This window comes from Acinetobacter sp. DSM 11652, assembly GCF_900109815.1.
Taxonomy (GTDB): domain Bacteria; phylum Pseudomonadota; class Gammaproteobacteria; order Pseudomonadales; family Moraxellaceae; genus Acinetobacter.
Window position 1 is genome coordinate 32,285 of the sequence record NZ_FOBK01000015.1, and the last position, 17,246, is coordinate 49,530.

The 17,246-nt window shown below is 38.0% G+C and carries 22 protein-coding genes; 9 read left to right on the plus strand and 13 right to left on the minus strand.

The features are described 5' to 3' along the window. The 3 genes from cydB to BMW42_RS13070 are packed head-to-tail and all read left to right on the plus strand — an operon-like array spanning position 1 to position 1,572. Positions 1–1,146, plus strand: a complete 1,146-nt coding sequence (cydB, locus tag BMW42_RS13060) for a cytochrome d ubiquinol oxidase subunit II (RefSeq protein WP_092768425.1) — start codon at positions 1–3, stop codon at positions 1,144–1,146. 26 nt (positions 1,147–1,172) lie between these two features. Continuing rightward, a complete protein-coding gene (gene cydX / locus BMW42_RS13065) occupies positions 1,173–1,274 on the plus strand; it encodes a cytochrome bd-I oxidase subunit CydX (RefSeq protein WP_035266590.1) in 102 nt (33 codons plus the stop codon). A 1-nt stretch (position 1,275) separates the two neighbouring features. Further along, positions 1,276–1,572, plus strand: a complete 297-nt coding sequence (locus BMW42_RS13070) for a cyd operon YbgE family protein (RefSeq protein WP_092768427.1) — start codon at positions 1,276–1,278, stop codon at positions 1,570–1,572. A gap of 59 nt (positions 1,573–1,631) precedes the next feature. On the opposite strand, the gene BMW42_RS13075 is transcribed toward BMW42_RS13070, so the two are convergent. From BMW42_RS13075 to ftsY, 3 genes are all read right to left on the minus strand, one after another. Beyond that, a complete protein-coding gene (locus BMW42_RS13075; protein ID WP_092768429.1) occupies positions 1,632–2,273 on the minus strand; it encodes a DUF2057 family protein in 642 nt (213 codons plus the stop codon). A 112-nt stretch (positions 2,274–2,385) separates the two neighbouring features. Further along, a complete protein-coding gene (locus BMW42_RS13080) occupies positions 2,386–2,979 on the minus strand; it encodes a nitroreductase family protein (protein ID WP_035266583.1) in 594 nt (197 codons plus the stop codon). 237 nt (positions 2,980–3,216) lie between these two features. Continuing rightward, positions 3,217–4,296 carry a signal recognition particle-docking protein FtsY gene (gene ftsY, locus BMW42_RS13085; RefSeq protein ID WP_092768469.1) on the minus strand — a complete coding sequence of 360 codons (1,080 nt, stop codon included), beginning with the start codon at positions 4,294–4,296 and terminating at the stop codon, positions 3,217–3,219. A 252-nt stretch (positions 4,297–4,548) separates the two neighbouring features. Here ftsY and BMW42_RS13090 point away from each other — a divergent pair, with 252 nt between their 5' ends. Further along, positions 4,549–5,856: a M16 family metallopeptidase gene (locus tag BMW42_RS13090; RefSeq protein WP_092768471.1), complete on the plus strand. Its 1,308-nt coding sequence runs from the start codon at positions 4,549–4,551 to the stop codon at positions 5,854–5,856. A gap of 7 nt (positions 5,857–5,863) precedes the next feature. Next, the gene (locus BMW42_RS13095) at positions 5,864–7,375 is read left to right on the plus strand and encodes a M16 family metallopeptidase (RefSeq protein WP_092768431.1); all 1,512 of its coding nucleotides are present in this window, start codon (positions 5,864–5,866) and stop codon (positions 7,373–7,375) included. On the opposite strand, the gene BMW42_RS13100 is transcribed toward BMW42_RS13095, so the two are convergent. Together BMW42_RS13100 and BMW42_RS13105 are read right to left on the minus strand one after the other, a co-directional pair. Beyond that, positions 7,372–7,692, minus strand: a complete 321-nt coding sequence (locus BMW42_RS13100) for a hypothetical protein (RefSeq protein WP_092768433.1) — start codon at positions 7,690–7,692, stop codon at positions 7,372–7,374. The two genes, BMW42_RS13095 and BMW42_RS13100, sit on opposite strands and share 4 nt — an antisense overlap. 106 nt (positions 7,693–7,798) lie before the next feature. Beyond that, the gene (locus BMW42_RS13105) at positions 7,799–8,158 is read right to left on the minus strand and encodes a hypothetical protein (RefSeq protein ID WP_092768435.1); all 360 of its coding nucleotides are present in this window, start codon (positions 8,156–8,158) and stop codon (positions 7,799–7,801) included. 225 nt (positions 8,159–8,383) lie between these two features. Between BMW42_RS13105 and BMW42_RS13110 the strand changes: the two genes are divergently transcribed. The 4 genes from BMW42_RS13110 (at position 8,384) to BMW42_RS14800 (ending at position 10,753) form a co-directional block, all read left to right on the plus strand. Next, entirely contained in the window at positions 8,384–8,617 is a 234-nt protein-coding gene (locus tag BMW42_RS13110) for a hypothetical protein (protein ID WP_035266572.1), read from the plus strand. Positions 8,618–8,757: 140 nt separating this feature from the next. Further along, positions 8,758–9,141: a DUF2750 domain-containing protein gene (locus BMW42_RS13115; RefSeq protein ID WP_092768437.1), complete on the plus strand. Its 384-nt coding sequence runs from the start codon at positions 8,758–8,760 to the stop codon at positions 9,139–9,141. 87 nt (positions 9,142–9,228) lie between these two features. Then, positions 9,229–9,660: a CBS domain-containing protein gene (locus BMW42_RS13120; RefSeq protein WP_035266567.1), complete on the plus strand. Its 432-nt coding sequence runs from the start codon at positions 9,229–9,231 to the stop codon at positions 9,658–9,660. Positions 9,661–9,835: 175 nt separating this feature from the next. Next, on the plus strand, positions 9,836–10,753 hold the full coding sequence (locus BMW42_RS14800; protein WP_092768439.1) for a hypothetical protein: 918 nt from the start codon (positions 9,836–9,838) through the stop codon (positions 10,751–10,753). A 35-nt stretch (positions 10,754–10,788) separates the two neighbouring features. Here the strand turns inward: BMW42_RS14800 and trpB are convergent, their stop codons facing one another. From trpB to BMW42_RS13165, 8 genes are all read right to left on the minus strand, one after another. Further along, positions 10,789–11,997 carry a tryptophan synthase subunit beta gene (trpB, locus tag BMW42_RS13130; protein ID WP_092768441.1) on the minus strand — a complete coding sequence of 403 codons (1,209 nt, stop codon included), beginning with the start codon at positions 11,995–11,997 and terminating at the stop codon, positions 10,789–10,791. A 35-nt stretch (positions 11,998–12,032) separates the two neighbouring features. Then, the gene (locus BMW42_RS13135) at positions 12,033–13,220 is read right to left on the minus strand and encodes a vWA domain-containing protein (protein ID WP_092768443.1); all 1,188 of its coding nucleotides are present in this window, start codon (positions 13,218–13,220) and stop codon (positions 12,033–12,035) included. Between the two features lie 8 nt (positions 13,221–13,228). Beyond that, a complete protein-coding gene (locus BMW42_RS13140; RefSeq protein ID WP_092768445.1) occupies positions 13,229–14,080 on the minus strand; it encodes an AAA family ATPase in 852 nt (283 codons plus the stop codon). Between the two features lie 29 nt (positions 14,081–14,109). Next, positions 14,110–14,481, minus strand: a complete 372-nt coding sequence (locus BMW42_RS13145) for a hypothetical protein (RefSeq protein ID WP_092768473.1) — start codon at positions 14,479–14,481, stop codon at positions 14,110–14,112. Positions 14,482–14,515: 34 nt separating this feature from the next. After that, positions 14,516–14,821 (minus strand): YcgL domain-containing protein, encoded by a 306-nt coding sequence (locus BMW42_RS13150; protein ID WP_035266558.1) that lies wholly within the window; start codon positions 14,819–14,821, stop codon positions 14,516–14,518. A gap of 129 nt (positions 14,822–14,950) precedes the next feature. Further along, complete coding sequence (locus tag BMW42_RS13155; RefSeq protein WP_035266550.1) at positions 14,951–16,093, minus strand: ribonuclease D; 1,143 nt, start codon at positions 16,091–16,093, stop codon at positions 14,951–14,953. Between the two features lie 209 nt (positions 16,094–16,302). Next, on the minus strand, positions 16,303–16,899 hold the full coding sequence (gene recR, locus BMW42_RS13160) for a recombination mediator RecR (protein ID WP_092768447.1): 597 nt from the start codon (positions 16,897–16,899) through the stop codon (positions 16,303–16,305). 12 nt (positions 16,900–16,911) lie between these two features. After that, positions 16,912–17,241, minus strand: coding sequence for a YbaB/EbfC family nucleoid-associated protein (locus BMW42_RS13165; protein WP_035266548.1), 330 nt, complete (start codon positions 17,239–17,241; stop codon positions 16,912–16,914). Positions 17,242–17,246 lie beyond the last annotated feature (5 nt).

A 17,246-nucleotide genomic window follows, 5' to 3' on the forward strand; every position in this document is an offset into this window, starting at 1 on the left:
ATGATTGAATATGAACTTCTCAAAATCATTTGGTGGGTATTGGTCGGCGTCCTCCTTATTGGGTTTGCTTTGACTGATGGATTTGATATGGGCTCTATGGCACTGATGCCGTTCGTCGGTAAAGATGATGAAGAGCGTCGTGCTGCTATCAACACGATTGCACCACATTGGGATGGAAACCAAGTTTGGTTTATTACGGCGGGTGGTGCACTTTTCGCAGCTTGGCCAATGGTATATGCAACAGCTTTCTCGGGTATGTACTGGGCGCTGTTACTCGTATTATTTGCTTTATTCCTTAGACCTGTTGGTTTTGACTATCGCTCTAAGCTCGAAAATACTAAATGGCGTAATGCTTGGGATTGGGGCTTATGTATTGGCGGCGCAGTACCAGCACTCGTTTTTGGTGTTGCATTTGGCAATATGTTCCTTGGCATCCCCTTTACACTTGATGAAACTGTTCGTTCAACTTACACAGGAAGCTTCTTTGCACTTTTAAATCCATTTGCCTTGGTCTGTGGATTGGTCAGTTTGACGATGCTTGCTGCGCATGGTGGTGCATGGTTAATGCTACGCACTGAAGGTGCATTAAGAACACGCTCTGCTCAAGCTACACGATATATGGGTATTCTTTTTCTCATCTGTTTTCTCGGTGCTGGTGCATGGTTGTATTTCGGCAATATCGAAGGCTACACGCTTGTAACACCTTATGATACGAATGGTGTAGCTAATCCACTTGCTAAAGAAGTACTCACTAATGCCAATCATGGCTGGATGAACAATTATTCTATTTATCCAATCACAATATTGGCACCGGTAATGGCGATTATCGGAGGAATAATTGTGGTTTTAGCATCGTCTAAAAATAAAGCGGGACTTAGTTTTCTGGGTACATCGTTCGCTGTGATTGGCACAATTCTCACTGCTGGTTTTGCCCTATTCCCATTCCTGATGCCATCTAGTATTCATCCAAACATTAGCTTGACGATGTGGGATGCAGTATCTAGCCAAATGACGCTTTCAGTAATGACTGTTGCTGCGTGTATTTTTGTTCCGCTGATCTTGGCATACACCACTTGGTGTTACTACAAAATGTGGGGTGTGATCACCAAGAAACATATTCAAGACCACACGCATAGTCTGTATTAAAACCGAATCACTGTTAGGAGATAATTATGTGGTACTTCGCATGGATACTAGGTGTGTTGATGGCATGTTTCGCGAGTGTACTTGCCGCCATTTACATGGAACAACATCAAGACTTAGATGGTGAATGAAATGAGTGAGCTTGCAATGTCAAATTCTGAAAAACGTAAATACTCATTCGCAATGATCATTTCATTTCTGATGGCATTGCCTCTCGCTACCATATTACTCATCCACCCAAGTCTGATGTTGGATGCAAGTGGTAATTACAGTCATCGTGCCATGATGCTGATTATGATTGGAATATCTGGTGGATTTATCCATGGCGTAGGGTTTATACCACGTTATTGGATATGGAAGTATTTATTTAGTCCATTTGTAGCATGGCCATTGATGATTTATGGTTACTATACTTGGCTGTTCACTTAATTTATAAAAAAACCCTCTATGAGGGCTTTTTTATATCTGTTTATGAAATATTAAATGTTTTATTGCGTTGCAAGCCAAGTCATAAATTTTTGACGTTCCTGCTTTGAAGAATTTTTCCATACTTCAATCAACGTCTGACCAACATGAGTATTTGAATTTGTATTTTTAATGTCAGCTTGTTCCACTGTTTGAGTATTTATTGATGATGAACTTGACTTAGTCATTGGGCTAGCTTGTGGCTCATTATGCAATATCTGATTGATCGTACCGCCTAGCAAACTTTGCGAGGTCATTTGAACAATCAGATTATTTGAAATGAGTTGATTTTTTTGATTATAAATTGCCAATTGAGGATTTTTGGCGAATGTTTTTGCATGGTCCAAATCTCGTGGTGGATGAATTAAATCCAATTTGTATGACTTATTATCCTCGAGGGCTGGCAATTTCAAAGTAAGAATATCCGACTTTATGATCTCATGATTATTTAAAGGTAGTTCAAAGTATTGATTATATCGAACATTCACCAAAGGTTGATTCACATCAATTTGGTATTGTTTTTTTGATTTAAATAGTCCTGATTTAACCTCTTGATTATTCACTGAAATTACGACCAGTTCCTCTGGAACCACCAAGGTCGCCGCTGCAAAAATTTGACTGCTCAAACCCGTAAATATCAATGCAGACGCAATTTTTAATTTCATAAATAACTCAATATTAGATTGTTAGATATGACTACTATGCTACCAAGCGATGACAATTTAATGACAGAACTCGTCATAAAAAAGGCACCGAAGTGCCTTGATATGATTTGGATTAATTAAAAGTTTTAAAACGAATCTCGTCATCAATAAACGTTTTATCTCCAGCAGGCGCTTCGATTGAACCGAGCACAAGCTGAGCACGAAGTTTCCAAGAAGCTGGAATTTCAAATGTTGAAGCCACTTCTTCATCCACAATTGGATTGTAATGTTGTAATGATGCTCCAATATTTTTTTCTGACAATGCAGTCCAAACCGCAAATTGAGCAATAGCTGTTGAATGTTCAGACCAGATTGGGAAATTCTCAGCATAAAGTGGGAATTGCTCTTGTAAACCTTTCACCGTATCTTGATCTTCATAAAACAATACAGTTGCATGACCCGCTTTAAAGCTATTGATCTTATTTTGAGTTCCCTCAAATGCTTCTGCAGGAACAATTTTACGTAAAGTTTCTAAAACGATATTCCAAAATTTGTCATGTGACTCACCAAAAAGTGTTACAACACGTGATGTCTGTGAGTTAAATGACGATGGACTTTGACGTACCGCTTCTTTAATGGTTTCTTCAATCTGAGTATTGTCTAAAGAAACATTCTTACCAATTGCATAGATGGTACGGCGATTTTTAATTTGATTTAGAAAAGACATAACTTATTCCTTATTTTTAACATTCATTGTGTGCTAACGATGATGCTATCTTATTCATATTACGAAACCTTTTCAGCCTTATCTTTATAACAAAGTGTTCTATTTTTGGAACAAATTGCATATTTAATGTATTGAGTCAAAAAATTCGGCTTTCTCATATTTGAATAACTTTATGAATTTTAAGTATTTATAAAAAAAGCTCCGTATAAGGAGCTTTTTAAATTAACTCAAGAATAATTATTTTCCGTTATCGAATAATGCAGCGACAAATGATTTTGCTGAGAACGGTCTCAAATCATCAATCTTTTCACCTACACCAATAAATCGGATTGGCACATGTGTACGGCTCGCAATATTAAATAGCACACCACCCTTTGCCGTACCATCCAATTTAGTAATAGTAAGACCCGTTAAACCTACAGCTTCATCAAACATTTCAACTTGGTTAATCGCGTTCTGTCCTGTGCCAGCATCCACAACAAGCATCACTTCGTGCGGTGCAGTCGCATCAATTTTTTGCATAACGCGTTTTACTTTTTTGAGCTCTTCCATCAAGTGACCTTTGTTATGCAAACGCCCTGCGGTATCTGCAATCAATACATCGATCCCTTTCGCTCGTGCACTTTCAAAAGCATCAAAAATTACAGAAGCACTGTCTGCACCATGACCTTGTGCAACGACATGAATATCGTTACGTTCACCCCAAATTTGTAGCTGTTCAGTCGCCGCAGCACGGAAAGTATCTCCTGCCGCGAGCATGACTTTTTTACCTTCGCCTTGCAATCGTTTTGCGAGTTTACCAATCGTGGTTGTCTTACCTACACCATTTACACCTACAACCAAAATCACATAGGGATTTTTATTCGGATCGATATGTAACGGTTTGACACGTGGTGCTAATAAAGCAACTAATTCTTCTTGAAGAGCTTTATAGAGAGAATGAGAGTAGATCAAATCGCCACGCGCAGTTCTTTCAGTCAAATTGGCAATAATTGTTTTCGTCGCCTCTACCCCAATATCTGCGACCAATAATTGCTCTTCAACTTCTTCGAGCAGCTCATCATCAATCTCTTTACCACCGACTAGAATATTCATCATTCCATCAGCTAAATTTTTACGAGATTTTGATAAGCCTTCTTTCATACGACTGAAGAAACCACCTTTCGGTTTTGTTTCTTCAACGGCCGGCACCGTTTCCAGCTTTTCTACTTCATTGTTTTCGATAATAGGCACATTAACGGCCGGGAGGCTCGGTAAGGTGACATCGTCATCACCAATATCCGCATCAATCAAGAATTTATTTTGCTGTTCTTGCATGCCGATTCCTTGAAAAGCATTGCGATTAAAAGAATGGAGTTTAGCATAGATTGCTTTAAATTCACGATCTGCAATTACTTTTAAAACGATCAACCGAATTGCAACAGTTCAATCTTGAATAAATATACGACATCATCAAGAATAATTTTAAAGTCATTATTCGGATTAATTGTGTCTCTCAGCCGGCTCAAATTCTCTCTGCAACTCATTTTCAAACAGACAATCATCATTGCTGCGATTACATCAGCACCGATGATGGCATTTGCAAATCAGCAAACTACTCAACTCTCTCGAAACACCGTCGAAACAACACTGGATAATGGTTTAAGAGTCATTATTAGAGAAGATCACCGCGCACCTGTAGTAATTAGCCAAATTTGGTATGCCGTCGGCAGTAGTGACGAGTCAGGGAATTTACTCGGCATTTCACACGTACTAGAACATATGATGTTCAAAGGCACTAAAAAAGTACCGAATGATGAATTTACACGCCTTAGTCGAATTTATGGTGGTAGTGTCAATGCATTCACATCCACAAATTACACCAATTACTATCAATTCTATCCTAAAAAATATCTTCCACTGGCATTAGAGTTAGAAGCAGATCGAATGCAAAATTTAGTTCTGCGCCAAGAAGATTTCGAACCCGAAATTAAAGTCGTAATGGCTGAACGACGGCAACGAACAGAGGACAATCCTCGAAACCTTGCTTTTGAAAGATTTAAATGGATTGCATACCCGACCAGTCACTATCGCCAACCAGTGATTGGCTTAATGAAAAATCTGAATAACATTCAATTAAATGATTTAAAAAAATGGTACCAAACTTGGTACGCACCGAATAATGCAACATTAGTCGTTATTGGGGATGTAGATCCTGAACAAACCATTAGAGAAGTCAAAAAATATTTTAATAAGATTCCCAAAAAAACCGTTCCTGAGCGAAATGATGTGCTTGAATTTTCAAGAATTGGATATCGCTTCATGCAGCAATATCAGGCTGTACATGTGCCCAACTTGTTTATGGCTTGGAATGTCAATTCCATTAAAACAGCAAAAAACCCTCAAGACGCCTACGCTTTAACCATTATTCAAAATCTATTGGACGGCGGAATTTCAGCACGTCTACAAGAGAGACTGATCCGAGATAAGCGAATTCTGACCTCAATTAATGTGAGTTATGATCCATATAATCGTGGGGATAGCCTATTTTTAATCTCTGCCATACCTGCTGAGGGTATCAGTCTTGAGCAAGCGCAAAAACGCATACAGCGGGAACTAGATTTATTCAAATCAGAATTGGTCAATGAAAAAGAACTCAATCGAGTCAAGGCGAATTTCATTTCAAATTTAGTGTTCAGCCAAGATGATATTATTGGGCAAGCTCGACTCATTGGTTTGCTCAGCATCAATGATCTAGACTATCGCATGATTGATCAACTCCCTGATTACTTTGATAAAGTCACACCGCACGATTTACAACGCATTGCCAATATTTATTTTAATCGTGACAATTTGAGCGTTTTACATCTTTATCCTGAACACAAAAACAATAACTAGGCGTTTTATGAATTATTTATCTTCTCTATTTTTAACGAGTGTATTGTGTGGTGCCATCTTGAGTTCAATGTCGCATGCGGAGGAACTTATAGAAGCTGAACCAATTGAACAAATCATCGAAGAAGATCCCAGTGGTCTAAGCTCGATCAAAAACTTGTTAAGCTTAAAAGAGATCAAAAAAAATTCGCACAATTATCAAGCACCTTTTGTTCAAGAACTTAAAAACTCTTTAAATGTACGAACCTTATTTGTCGAAACGAATGATCTGCCAATGGTCGACATTCAAATTACATTTAATGCTGGATCTGCACGAGATGAAGTCATAGGTAAAGGACTTTATGGTATATCCAATATGGCAGCTCGCCTTATGCTTGAAGGAACAGATCAGCTCAGTGCCAAACAGATTACCACCACATTTGAGGGATTAGGCGCCAAATACTCTTTCAACGCCTTTCGTGACATGTTTGTTGTTCGACTAAGAGTGTTAAATGATCCTGAAAAATTTGACCCTGCACTGAACTTACTACTGCATTTAATCAAGCATGCCACCTTCAAACAATCAGGCATTAATCTCGCGCTCAGTAATACTCATATTGGACAAAAACAACTTCAAGAGAATCCATCCAGACTAATGTCAATACAACTGTACCGTATGCTGTATGGGGATCATCCATATGCTCAACCAACAGCTGGGACAGTCGGTAGTTTAAAAAAGATTACGCCTGAATTACTCAAAGAATTTAGAGATCGATTGCTTGTCGCTCAAAATTCCAATATAGCAATCACAGGACAACTCACTCAAGATCAAGCTCAACAGATCTCGGAACTGATCAGCATCAATTTACCACAAGGGCAAAAGCAGCCTAACCTTCCAACTCCCGTAAGTGAATCAGGTTTTAAAATTTCAGTACTAAAACGCGAAAGCCTACAAGCACATGCATTAATGGGTCATTTATCTTTAGAGCGAGCACATCCAGATCGTGCCGCTTTGGAAGTTGCCAACAGAATGTTTGGTGGTGGGAGTTTTAATTCAATCTTATCAAAAGAGTTACGAGTTAAACGAGGACTCACCTATAGCGCATCGAGTACACTTACTACACCACAGGTACCTGGCGTTTTTAGTTTTGGATATGCGACACAACAAGACCAATTGCTCGAAAGCTTAAAGCTCGCACATCAAGTATTCATTGACTTCAAAAAACAGCCTATTACTGACTCTTTACTTAAAGAAAATAAAGAAAGTATTCTTCGGTCTTTTCCGATGACCTTAAATAGCAATGCAAATATTAATGCCCAAATCGCATCAATTGGTTTTTACGGACTTAATTCCAATTATCTAAATGAGTATCAGGAGCAGATTCGAAAATTAACTCGCCAAGATATTCAAAATGCAATACAAAAACATTTACACCCCGATCAAATCACTATTATCGCTGTCTCTGATCGTGTCACTGCCAAGGAGATCGAAGAAATACTGAATCAAAATCTTGGGCTCAATCTGAATAAGATTGAAGACTAATCCAACTTTTCAATCGCTGGATAAATTTTTATACGAGCATTCTCGATATGATAAGCATTCAGCAAACGATAAAATTCAATATTTTTAATCTTAGGTTTTGCAAGTAACAAAGTTGCCATTTCATGCGTTCGCTCTAAACGATTTTGAGCAGCGAGCGCTTGAACTTGTTCAAAGTGGGCTGAATTAATTGGACGATTCAGTGCAATACTAGAGACAATAAGAATAAAAAGTACAATGCCTATGATGAAAGCATTTTGAATCTGCTCAATATTTAATTGTGAGAAAAGATCAGACGAATTTTTTTTTAAATGGAGCATGTACAACCTCGGATTAGCTTAAGTGTAATCCGAGATGCTTTAAAAATATAGTGTTAACGTTGAATTTAACAAGAACCATTATGCTAACAATGGCGCTTATTCACCTTTAAGAGACAACATTCTGCACAACACCAAAATATAAGATAGCAGCGATCACCGCGAGTACGATAAAAATAGTGAAAACACTTAAACCACCTTCAGCATCATCAGGGTGTTCTTCGTCAATGACGGCGATACGTTTTAATTCGCCATCATAGTAGCGATAAAATTCAGCTTTCGCTGCAGGATCAAGCGTCTGCGTGTAATCATGCACACGTTTACGCTGCTCTAAACAGTAGTGACCTAAATGAATTTCTTGATGAAAAATTGCTTCATCAAGTTGTTTTTTATGATGATGTGCAAGCGCAATAATATCGGATGGCTCTAGTGGATTGCCAAATGTGAAACCATCAATGGTATTAGTCATAAGTCATTCTCCTTTATAGTTATTTACAGTTTTATCATAAACCCAATATAAAATGATTAAAGTTTAATCATGTAAGTATTTTTTAAAAGATTTATCTTGAAATTTTATTTGACAATTAACGCAAATTGTAATATTAGTTTAATATTACTTTGTTATATTCCATTTTGACCTAATTTAGGTCTTTATAACTGTAGTACTAATCATAATTAGAATAAGGAGTTTTATATGATTAAACAATTCTCTCAACAAGACCTCGAACATATGTATTCGAATGCTGTAAATACCATTCAATTTGAAATGAATTTTACAGACGCAGTTTCAGAACTTGAGAATGCAGCACGTGCGGGTCATGGTAAAGCAGCGATGTTTCTAGCTGAACTCTATCTTCAAGGTTTCCGTGTAGAACGTGATTCTTTGAAAGCACAGTATTGGCAAAACATGGCCACAATGCAAGCATAAATAAACGTCACATTCGTGGCGTTTTTTTAGCTCTTTTATTTACATATTTGCTTACCAAACTTTAAATTAATGCAACTAAACTTTAAGAAAAAATCATTAGACTGAACTTATCATCATTGGTAATGAATCATCGAACGATCATGAACACCTTTGTACAGTTGACACCAAATTCAAAGCATTTTTTACTCAAAGTTAATATCCTTAAAACCATGATGTATTGTGGAGTACTGTGGGGACTGTACAATCCAGAACATCAAGGTTGGGCCATTCGATCAATCAATCAAGAATACATATTCCCCTTCTGGCTCAACTCAGTCCAGGCTTTACATTATGCAAAAATTCACTGGCCGCACTATCAGCCTCGAAAAATAACGTCTGATGATTTTAAAAATTCACTACTCCCAACCCTAACGCGACTAAAAGTCACACCTGCCCTGTGCAATCATCGAGATCGCCACTTTAAGCTCACTATTCCACACATGCAGATGCTATTTTTTCAAAATCATTTGAGCCCATCTATTTAGCAGAAAATTCCACTAAAACAATTGTAAAGATTTAAGATTTCAGTTATTAACTTATACATGGACGAATAACCAACAAGAGGAACCTTTATGACAACAGTAGCTCAAGTCCTACAAAATAAAAACAATTCAGAAATCTCTACCATCACACCTGATGCTACGGTTTTAGAAGCAATCACATTAATGGCAACAAAAGGTATTGGTGCCGTTGTTGTCGTACAAGATGAAAGACTTGTTGGAATTTTATCTGAACGGGATTACACGCGTAAAATTGCACTTATGCAACGTACATCCGACTTAACTACAGTCTCAGAAATTATGACTGGTACTGTTTTATCTGTAAGTAAAAGCAACACCGTAGATGAGTGTTTAGATTTAATGACAGAGCGTCATATTCGCCATCTGCCAGTATTAGAAGACGATAGACTCGTTGGAATTGTATCTATTGGTGACTTGGTTAAAGCCGCTATGGAAGACCAAAAAGTATTGATTGAACAACTTCAACAGTATATTTCAGGATAAAGATAAGCTCCCAACTCGGGGGCTTTTTTGATAACTCCATCATGATCTCAATTTTGGACAATTGATTGAAATTGGTCATCTTTTACAAAGATTTTCTTTTATTGAGTCATTGAACTATTGAAACAGCATTAGTAAAGTCATCACATTATGGAATTTTTTTGCCTAAGGACTAATGATGTATAAAAAGTTATTGTGTTACACCGCTTTATTTGTAACTGCTTCCACTTATGCATCTGAACTTGAACCAACGATAAAGAATCAAATAGAGCTGCTAAAAAAAGCAAAAACATATCAAAAAAAGACGCTCATCACCCCTGCATGTAATACCTATGAAAAAGCCTACAAAATGGGATATTTAGGGGCTGATCAAGATATGAAAAATCCAAGAAAAAACAAAGCATTTGTTGAAGCAGCCCTGCAAACTTCTGCCTGTTATACAAATTTGAGTTATACAGACCAACCTCAAAAATGGCTCGAAGGCACTGTAACACTATTTAAGTTAAAAAATTATTTTGCAGTCCCAAACTTAGATGGGCGACTCAAAGAAATTCAAGATGAAATGATGTCGATCGCAGAAGTGCTGTATTTCAAAAAAAATGCTGACTATCGCAATCCCTCTTCAGAAGTGACCAATGCTTGTGCTGCATCTGAAATTGGCTTCAAAATTGGTTATTTAGGTGATCCTGATAAAGCTAAAGATCCTGCATTCAATGCAACATACGTACAACATGGTTTATTTCATGCCGCTTGTGTTTCTCTACTTCCATCCAAGGCTAAATCTGAGAATCCAGCATTTACGAGTTATTTGTCTTACGCAATTTTAAAAGAACTTGCCACCAAATATGACAGCAAAAAAGCACACGAACTAAGTGCGCCAGCTGATGAAATTATGAAAACCATGGTTCAAGCTCAACAAGCTCAACAAGCTCAACAAGCTCAACAAGCTCAACAAGCTCAACAAGCTCAACAAGCTCAACAAGCGACTGAAACATTTGTTCAAGATCTTTCAATCGAAACGCAGCTCATTCCTATTGAAATTTCCTCTTTTGAAAATATTCTTACGCCTTTGAATGAAGAACCACCAGAAATGTAATTAAAAAAACCAGCCTAAGCTGGTTTTTTTATGTGTTAATTTAAACCTAATTTTTCTGCCACATAGTCCGAGTCTTTATCACCTCGACCTGATAAATTCACTACCACAATGGTATCTTTGGACAGTTGTGGAGCTTCACGTATTGCCCAAGCAACCGCATGTGAACTTTCTAATGCAGGCACAATCCCTTCAACTCGAGATAGAGTCATGAATGCATTCAGACATTCTTCATCAGTTGCTGTTGAGTACTCAACACGACCAATATCTTTTAAGAAACTATGTTGAGGCCCCACACCAGGATAATCTAATCCAGAAGCAATCGAGTGCACAGGTAATGGCTCGCCATTTTCATCTTCCAGCACATAACACGCCATCCCATGAAGTTGACTTGGTTTACCCAAAGTTAATGTTGCCGAATGTTGGTCAGTATTTAAACCATGTCCTGCTGGTTCAACACCAATCAATTTCACACTACCATCATTAAGGAATGCACTGAATGCTCCCATTGCATTTGAGCCACCGCCAACACAAGCAACAATATAATCAGGATATTTGTTAAATCTTTCTTGTGATTGAACTTTAATTTCATCACCGATAATTGCTTGGAAATCACGCACCATTTTAGGAAATGGATGTGGACCAACGACTGATCCGATGGCATAAATAAAGCTATCAGGGTCTTTCAAATACTCTTCGAAAGCACTATCAACAGCATCTTTTAATGTTGCTGTTCCACGAGTGACTGAGATTAGATTCGCACCCAAAATTTTCATTTTCACGACATTTGGATGTTCTTTTTCAATATCAACTTGACCCATATGAATTTCACACGGGATACCAACCAAAGCACAAGCGGTGGCTAATGCGACACCATGTTGACCTGCCCCAGTTTCAGCAATGACTTTTTTCTTGCCCATGTATTTGGCTAGTAATGCTTCACCCAAACAATGGTTAATTTTATGCGCACCTGTATGGTTCAAATCTTCACGCTTCAGATAAATTTGAGCACCGCCCAATTGTTCTGAAAGTCGTTTGGCATGAAATAAAGGACTTGGACGACCTACATAATGCGCAAACAGCTCTGAAAGCTCATTTTGAAATTCAGGTGTTTTACGAATTTCTTCATAAGCAACATTGATTTCATCCATTGCTGCTTTTAAATGAGGTGGAATGAATTGACCACCATATTCACCAAAAAAACCTTCTTCATTTGGCAATGCCACACCATTGATTTGATAGCTCATATCAAGATCCTTTAGATGAATATAATTTAAAAAAGTTAGCGCGAGAGGAATTTAGTCATATCTTCAATGCCTTTTAAAGTCATTGGATACATATGATCTTCAAATATTTCTTTGATCATTCCTATCGTTTGAGTGTAATGCCAGTAATTCTCAGTTTCAGGATTCAACCAAGCCGTCTTTTCATAATGCTGGCGCAAACGACGCAACCAAATTTCACCCGACTCTTCATTCATGTATTCGACAGAACCACCAGCAGATTTTAATTCGTATGGCGCCATACTTGCATCACCAACAACGATCACTCGATAATCTTTACCATAGGTATTAAATAAATCTAAGGTATTCATTTTTGTCGAAGTACGGCGATGATTGTCTTTCCACACGTAATCATAAAGACAGTTATGGAAATAGAAATATTCTAAAGTCTTAAATTCTGTTTTGGCTGCACTAAACAGTTTTTCACATTGTGCAATATAGGCATCCATAGAACCGCCTACATCGAACAACATTAAAACTTTAATTCGATTACGACGCTCTGGCACCATCTGTACATCAAGAATTCCCTGCTTAGCCGTTTCGCGAATCGTTTGATCTATATCAAGCTCTTCTTCAGCACCTTGACGCGCAAATTTTCTCAGACGACGCAACGCCATTTGCATATGACGTGTTCCCAAAATTTGATCATCATCAAGATTTTGGTATTTACGTTGTTCCCACACTTTCACCGCAGATTTTTTACGTCCCGGCCCTCCAATTCTCACCCCCTCTGGGTGATCACCAAAAGCTCCAAACGGTGAAGTGCCACCAGTGCCAATCATACGATTACCACCTTGGTGTTTTTTATGTTGCTCACGCAAACGCTCTTCCAGCATTTTCATGAGCTCTTCTAAAGAACCTGCTCTTTGCAGTGCTTCACGTTGCTCTGGCGTTAAGTGTTTTTCAAGGAGTTCTAAATCAAACCATTCTTTAGGAAGTTGATTAACTTTACTGAGTAAATCATCTACATCAAAGGTTTGAATGCCCTGAAAATAATCCTTCATAGCACGATCATACTTATCGAAGTAACGCTCATCCTTGACCATGACTGTCTTCACAAGCTGATAAAAATCATCTTGATCTGCAAAAACCAAACCTAGACTAATTGCTTGATTCAGATCAATCAGCTCGCGCGTCGTTACGGGGATTCCGTATTTTCGCAAGGTGTAAAACAGTCTTACGAACATAGTATCACCTATCGACGAGTCATAAATGCGAGGCGCTCAAGTAGCTGCACATCTTGCTCATTTTTGATGAGCGCACCATACAGCGGTGGAATTGCTTTTGACTTATCATGGTTTCTTAAAATATCTTCAGGCATATCATCAGCCATCAATAAGCTTAACCAATCAATTAATTCAGAAGTTGAAGGTGGCTTCTTAAGACCAGGTATTTGGCGAAGCTTAAAGAAGACCTGAAGTGCCTCACTGACCAATGTCGTTGAAATTCTTGGAAAATGAACTGCAATAATTTCACGCATGGTCTGTTCATCTGGGAATTCAATATAATGAAAGAAACAACGGCGTAAAAAAGCATCAGGAAGTTCTTTTTCATTATTTGAAGTGATGATCACAATTGGACGCTGTGTTGCAGTAATTGTTTCACCAGTTTCATAAACAAAGAATGACATTTTGTCTAGTTCATGAAGCAAATCATTTGGGAACTCGATATCTGCTTTATCAATCTCATCAATTAATAAAACGCAACGTTCTTCAGAGGTAAATGCTTCCCACAATTTACCTGGTTTAATATAGTTTTTAATATCATAAACACGCTCATCACCCAATTGACTATCGCGCAATCTTGAAACGGCATCGTATTCATAAAGACCTTGTTGAGCCTTCGTCGTTGATTTGATATGCCAAGTAATCAGTTTTAAACCCAGGCTATCAGCAACTTGTTCAGCCAATAATGTTTTACCTGTACCTGGCTCACCCTTCACTAAAAGAGGCTTTTGCAACGCTCGAGCGGCCTTCACAGCAAGCTTGAGACTATCTGTGGCGATATATTGATCTGTACCCGTAAATTGATGTGCATCAACAGACATAATGAAACCTTATTTTTTTATTTGGATAATTAAAGTGGTGGTGTCTTCACTGACGATGTGTGTCTCGGATTCTTTTGTTTAGAAGCGTACTTAGTCCAGAAATAACCTGCCAATAACCCTAAAGCAATAACAAAGGCAATCAATGAGAAATTAGACCAGATCAAAGGTGAATCTTTTGTTAATACCCCAAAGATCAAACCAAAAGTTGCAGGTGCTAAGGCGGAATTAGGACCTTCAGAAATCGTTGGTGTTGCCAAAATAGCAAACACAAAAATCCAAGTCACTCCACCTAAAGGTGAAGGTAGGCGTTTCGCTATGCCGTACCAACACCACAGAATAATCAAAGTTCCGAGAATATAGACGGTAATTGCAATGTTATATTCTGGAATTGAATCCAACATTGAAACAAACTGATCCCATCCTCCAACTTGATTATCACGCACCGCGTAGTCCCTCTGGCTCTACCGCATTAGGATTGATCAATCCTTCAGGCGGCAATTGTAAAAAGAATCCTTTCGTCTGAATTGAATCCATCACATGTAAAACATTTGCACGCGCTAATTTGCGTTCTGCATGTAATTCCAGTGACATCACAAATGTCGCTCGGCCAAATGCATTTTTCATTGCATCAGATAATACTGATAACGGATCAACAGCTTCTTGGTTTTCCGCTTGTTCAGGACGCGCAACGTAAATATACATTTCGTCTTTCTTACTAGATTTGTAGATTTCACACCACATGATTCAAACAACACCTTTTAAACTCAAAGCAAAGCATACATCAAAAAAAACGGCGAAACATTAGCGTTTGTTAACGCATCAGTCTAGTTTAGGATGACTGGTAATTCTTTAATCAAATTTTGAGAGAAGTCATTCATTGACTTTCATTTGCATACTCAAATATTGTGCATCTTTATGAAGCAACTCAATTAATGGCTTCGTCAGTAAATCATAACGCCAACCGAGTAAATATTGAGGTAAGTCTTGTTCATCGCCATGAAAAACCACATGCTGATATAAAGCCCCGAGCCATTTTTTTCGCATTAACACTTCTTTGGGGATCACCAACTCTTCTGCAAGATTACCAATCATGTTATCAACATCATGTGTAATATCTTTAGATGAATGTTTAATTGGTCGAGCAATTCGTAATGGCCATTCTTCCATTGGGGGCAGCAACGCAATAATATCCAAAATCGTTTTACCGTGCTCACGAACCACATTCGGACGAATATTTTTAACTTGGGATAATTGAAATGTATTTTTTGGATTTTTTTCCACCAAATCAATCATAGTGGCATTTTTCAGAATAAAACTTCGAGGCTGATTTAAAGCCTTCACCATTTCTTCACGCCAAACACTGAGCAATTGTAGCTGCATTAACTGCTTTCGAGAGTGTCTATAATTTCCGACATCTTCGTATAGTTTCTCTTTCGGCGTTTCTGTCGCAATCTCAAGCGTGAGGCTCTTACAATCCTCTAGTACATACTGATAATGTCCTTTTTTCTCTAATTCATTTTTTAGCGCATCGGCTAAATTCATAATATATAAGACATCATTCGCTGCGTATGCTTTTTGCTCTTCAGTTAAAGGACGTGCAAGCCAATCTGAACGTGTTTGATCTTTATCAATTTCTATATTTAAAATTTCTTTAAGCGCATTTTGATAACTGACCTGTAATCCGTGTCCGAGAAAAGACAAAGCCACCTGAGTATCAAATACATTATTAAGATGATTGCCTTTTGAATAATGGTAAATCAGATCAATATCTTCACCACAAGCATGGAAAATATTTTGCTTTGCAGCAAAAACTTTAGGCCAGAAACTCGAAAAATCTAGACGTGTACCGTCTAATAAAAACACCTGATCTGCGACATTGATTTGCAAGACACCCAATTTTGGCCATAGTGTATCAACTTTGATAAATTCAGTATCTAAACCATAAACATCTTGTTGACTCATTAGTGTCAAAACATGCTCGAGTTCTTTTTGCTCTTGGATAAATTGAAACATCATAAAAAACAATGTGCTAGATTGGTATCGAGATGTATTTTAGCTTAAATTATCAATTTTAAATATAAATTTTCAATTAAAGCGTCAAGCAAATCTATGTATACACTGTAAATAGTTATAAAACATGAAAAATTTAATATTTTTTTTGACTAAAAAACTATTCAGAAAAGTGATATTTCTCTAATCAAAAAAATAAGCACAATTTGTGCTTATTTCATTTGCATACGATTATGAACTGCTTGGCTTAAGGTGTGACTATCGACATACTCAAGCTCACCCCCTTGTGGTACACCTTGAGCAATACGTGTCATTTTGATATTCAAATGACGTGTAGCTTCTACCAAATAATGTGCCGTAGCCTGTCCTTCAACCGTTGCATTGGTAGCGAGAATAACCTCTGCTACCTGACCTTCAGCTAAGCGTTGAACTAATGCAGGTATGCCAACCTCTTCAGGCCCTATACCATCTAAAGGAGATAAATGCCCCCCCAATACATGATATTTGCCTCTGAAACTTCCACTTTGCTCAATTGCCATCACGTCTGCAGGAGATTCAACCACACAGAGCAAGGTATCATCTCGGTCTTGCGACAGACAAATGTCACACACCTCATTCTCAGTCAATGAGTGGCAAATAGAACATTCATGGATATGATCAGCGGCATCGCTAAGTGCTTCAGATAATGCCAAAGCACCTTGCTTATTCTTCATGATCAAATGCAACGCCATGCGCTGAGCCGACTTAGGCCCAACGCTTGGTAAAATTCGCAGTGCTTGGACGAGTTGGTCAAACCGTTCGCTGAACACTCGGCAATATCCTTAAAATAAACCTGACAAGCCAGGAGGTAATCCCATACCACTATTTGCAGACTTCATTGTTTCTTCTGAAATCGCTTCGGCTTGGCGTGCAGCGTCATTCATAGCAGCTGCAATCAAATCCTCAATCATATCTGGATCGTCTTGAAGTAATTCTGGATTGATTTCAATGCGTTTTACCACATTACGGCAAGTCATTGTCACTTTTACCAAACCACCACCAGCTTCAGCATGCACTTCTTTCTGTGCAAGCTCTTCTTTCGCTTTCTTGATGTTGGACTCTACTTCCTTTTGCATGCGCTGTGCTTGTTGCATAAGCATGTTAATGTTCATTTGTA

Coding starts and splice junctions, on each gene's coding strand:
- BMW42_RS13165 (WP_035266548.1), bottom strand. CDS start 17,241: ATGAACATTAACATGCTTATGCAACAAGCACAGCGCATGCAAAAGGAA.
- BMW42_RS13155 (WP_035266550.1), bottom strand. CDS start 16,093: ATGTTTCAATTTATCCAAGAGCAAAAAGAACTCGAGCATGTTTTGACA.
- BMW42_RS13115 (WP_092768437.1), top strand. CDS start 8,758: ATGAACACCTTTGTACAGTTGACACCAAATTCAAAGCATTTTTTACTC.
- BMW42_RS13070 (WP_092768427.1), top strand. CDS start 1,276: ATGAGTGAGCTTGCAATGTCAAATTCTGAAAAACGTAAATACTCATTC.
- BMW42_RS13105 (WP_092768435.1), bottom strand. CDS start 8,158: ATGACTAATACCATTGATGGTTTCACATTTGGCAATCCACTAGAGCCA.
- BMW42_RS13080 (WP_035266583.1), bottom strand. CDS start 2,979: ATGTCTTTTCTAAATCAAATTAAAAATCGCCGTACCATCTATGCAATT.
- BMW42_RS13145 (WP_092768473.1), bottom strand. CDS start 14,481: ATGTTGGATTCAATTCCAGAATATAACATTGCAATTACCGTCTATATT.
- BMW42_RS13135 (WP_092768443.1), bottom strand. CDS start 13,220: ATGTTCGTAAGACTGTTTTACACCTTGCGAAAATACGGAATCCCCGTA.
- cydX (WP_035266590.1), top strand. CDS start 1,173: ATGTGGTACTTCGCATGGATACTAGGTGTGTTGATGGCATGTTTCGCG.
- cydB (WP_092768425.1), top strand. CDS start 1: ATGATTGAATATGAACTTCTCAAAATCATTTGGTGGGTATTGGTCGGC.
- ftsY (WP_092768469.1), bottom strand. CDS start 4,296: ATGCAAGAACAGCAAAATAAATTCTTGATTGATGCGGATATTGGTGAT.
- BMW42_RS13095 (WP_092768431.1), top strand. CDS start 5,864: ATGAATTATTTATCTTCTCTATTTTTAACGAGTGTATTGTGTGGTGCC.
- BMW42_RS13110 (WP_035266572.1), top strand. CDS start 8,384: ATGATTAAACAATTCTCTCAACAAGACCTCGAACATATGTATTCGAAT.
- BMW42_RS13140 (WP_092768445.1), bottom strand. CDS start 14,080: ATGTCTGTTGATGCACATCAATTTACGGGTACAGATCAATATATCGCC.
- BMW42_RS13100 (WP_092768433.1), bottom strand. CDS start 7,692: ATGCTCCATTTAAAAAAAAATTCGTCTGATCTTTTCTCACAATTAAAT.
- BMW42_RS13150 (WP_035266558.1), bottom strand. CDS start 14,821: ATGTGGTGTGAAATCTACAAATCTAGTAAGAAAGACGAAATGTATATT.
- BMW42_RS14800 (WP_092768439.1), top strand. CDS start 9,836: ATGTATAAAAAGTTATTGTGTTACACCGCTTTATTTGTAACTGCTTCC.
- BMW42_RS13090 (WP_092768471.1), top strand. CDS start 4,549: ATGATGGCATTTGCAAATCAGCAAACTACTCAACTCTCTCGAAACACC.
- BMW42_RS13120 (WP_035266567.1), top strand. CDS start 9,229: ATGACAACAGTAGCTCAAGTCCTACAAAATAAAAACAATTCAGAAATC.
- trpB (WP_092768441.1), bottom strand. CDS start 11,997: ATGAGCTATCAAATCAATGGTGTGGCATTGCCAAATGAAGAAGGTTTT.
- BMW42_RS13075 (WP_092768429.1), bottom strand. CDS start 2,273: ATGAAATTAAAAATTGCGTCTGCATTGATATTTACGGGTTTGAGCAGT.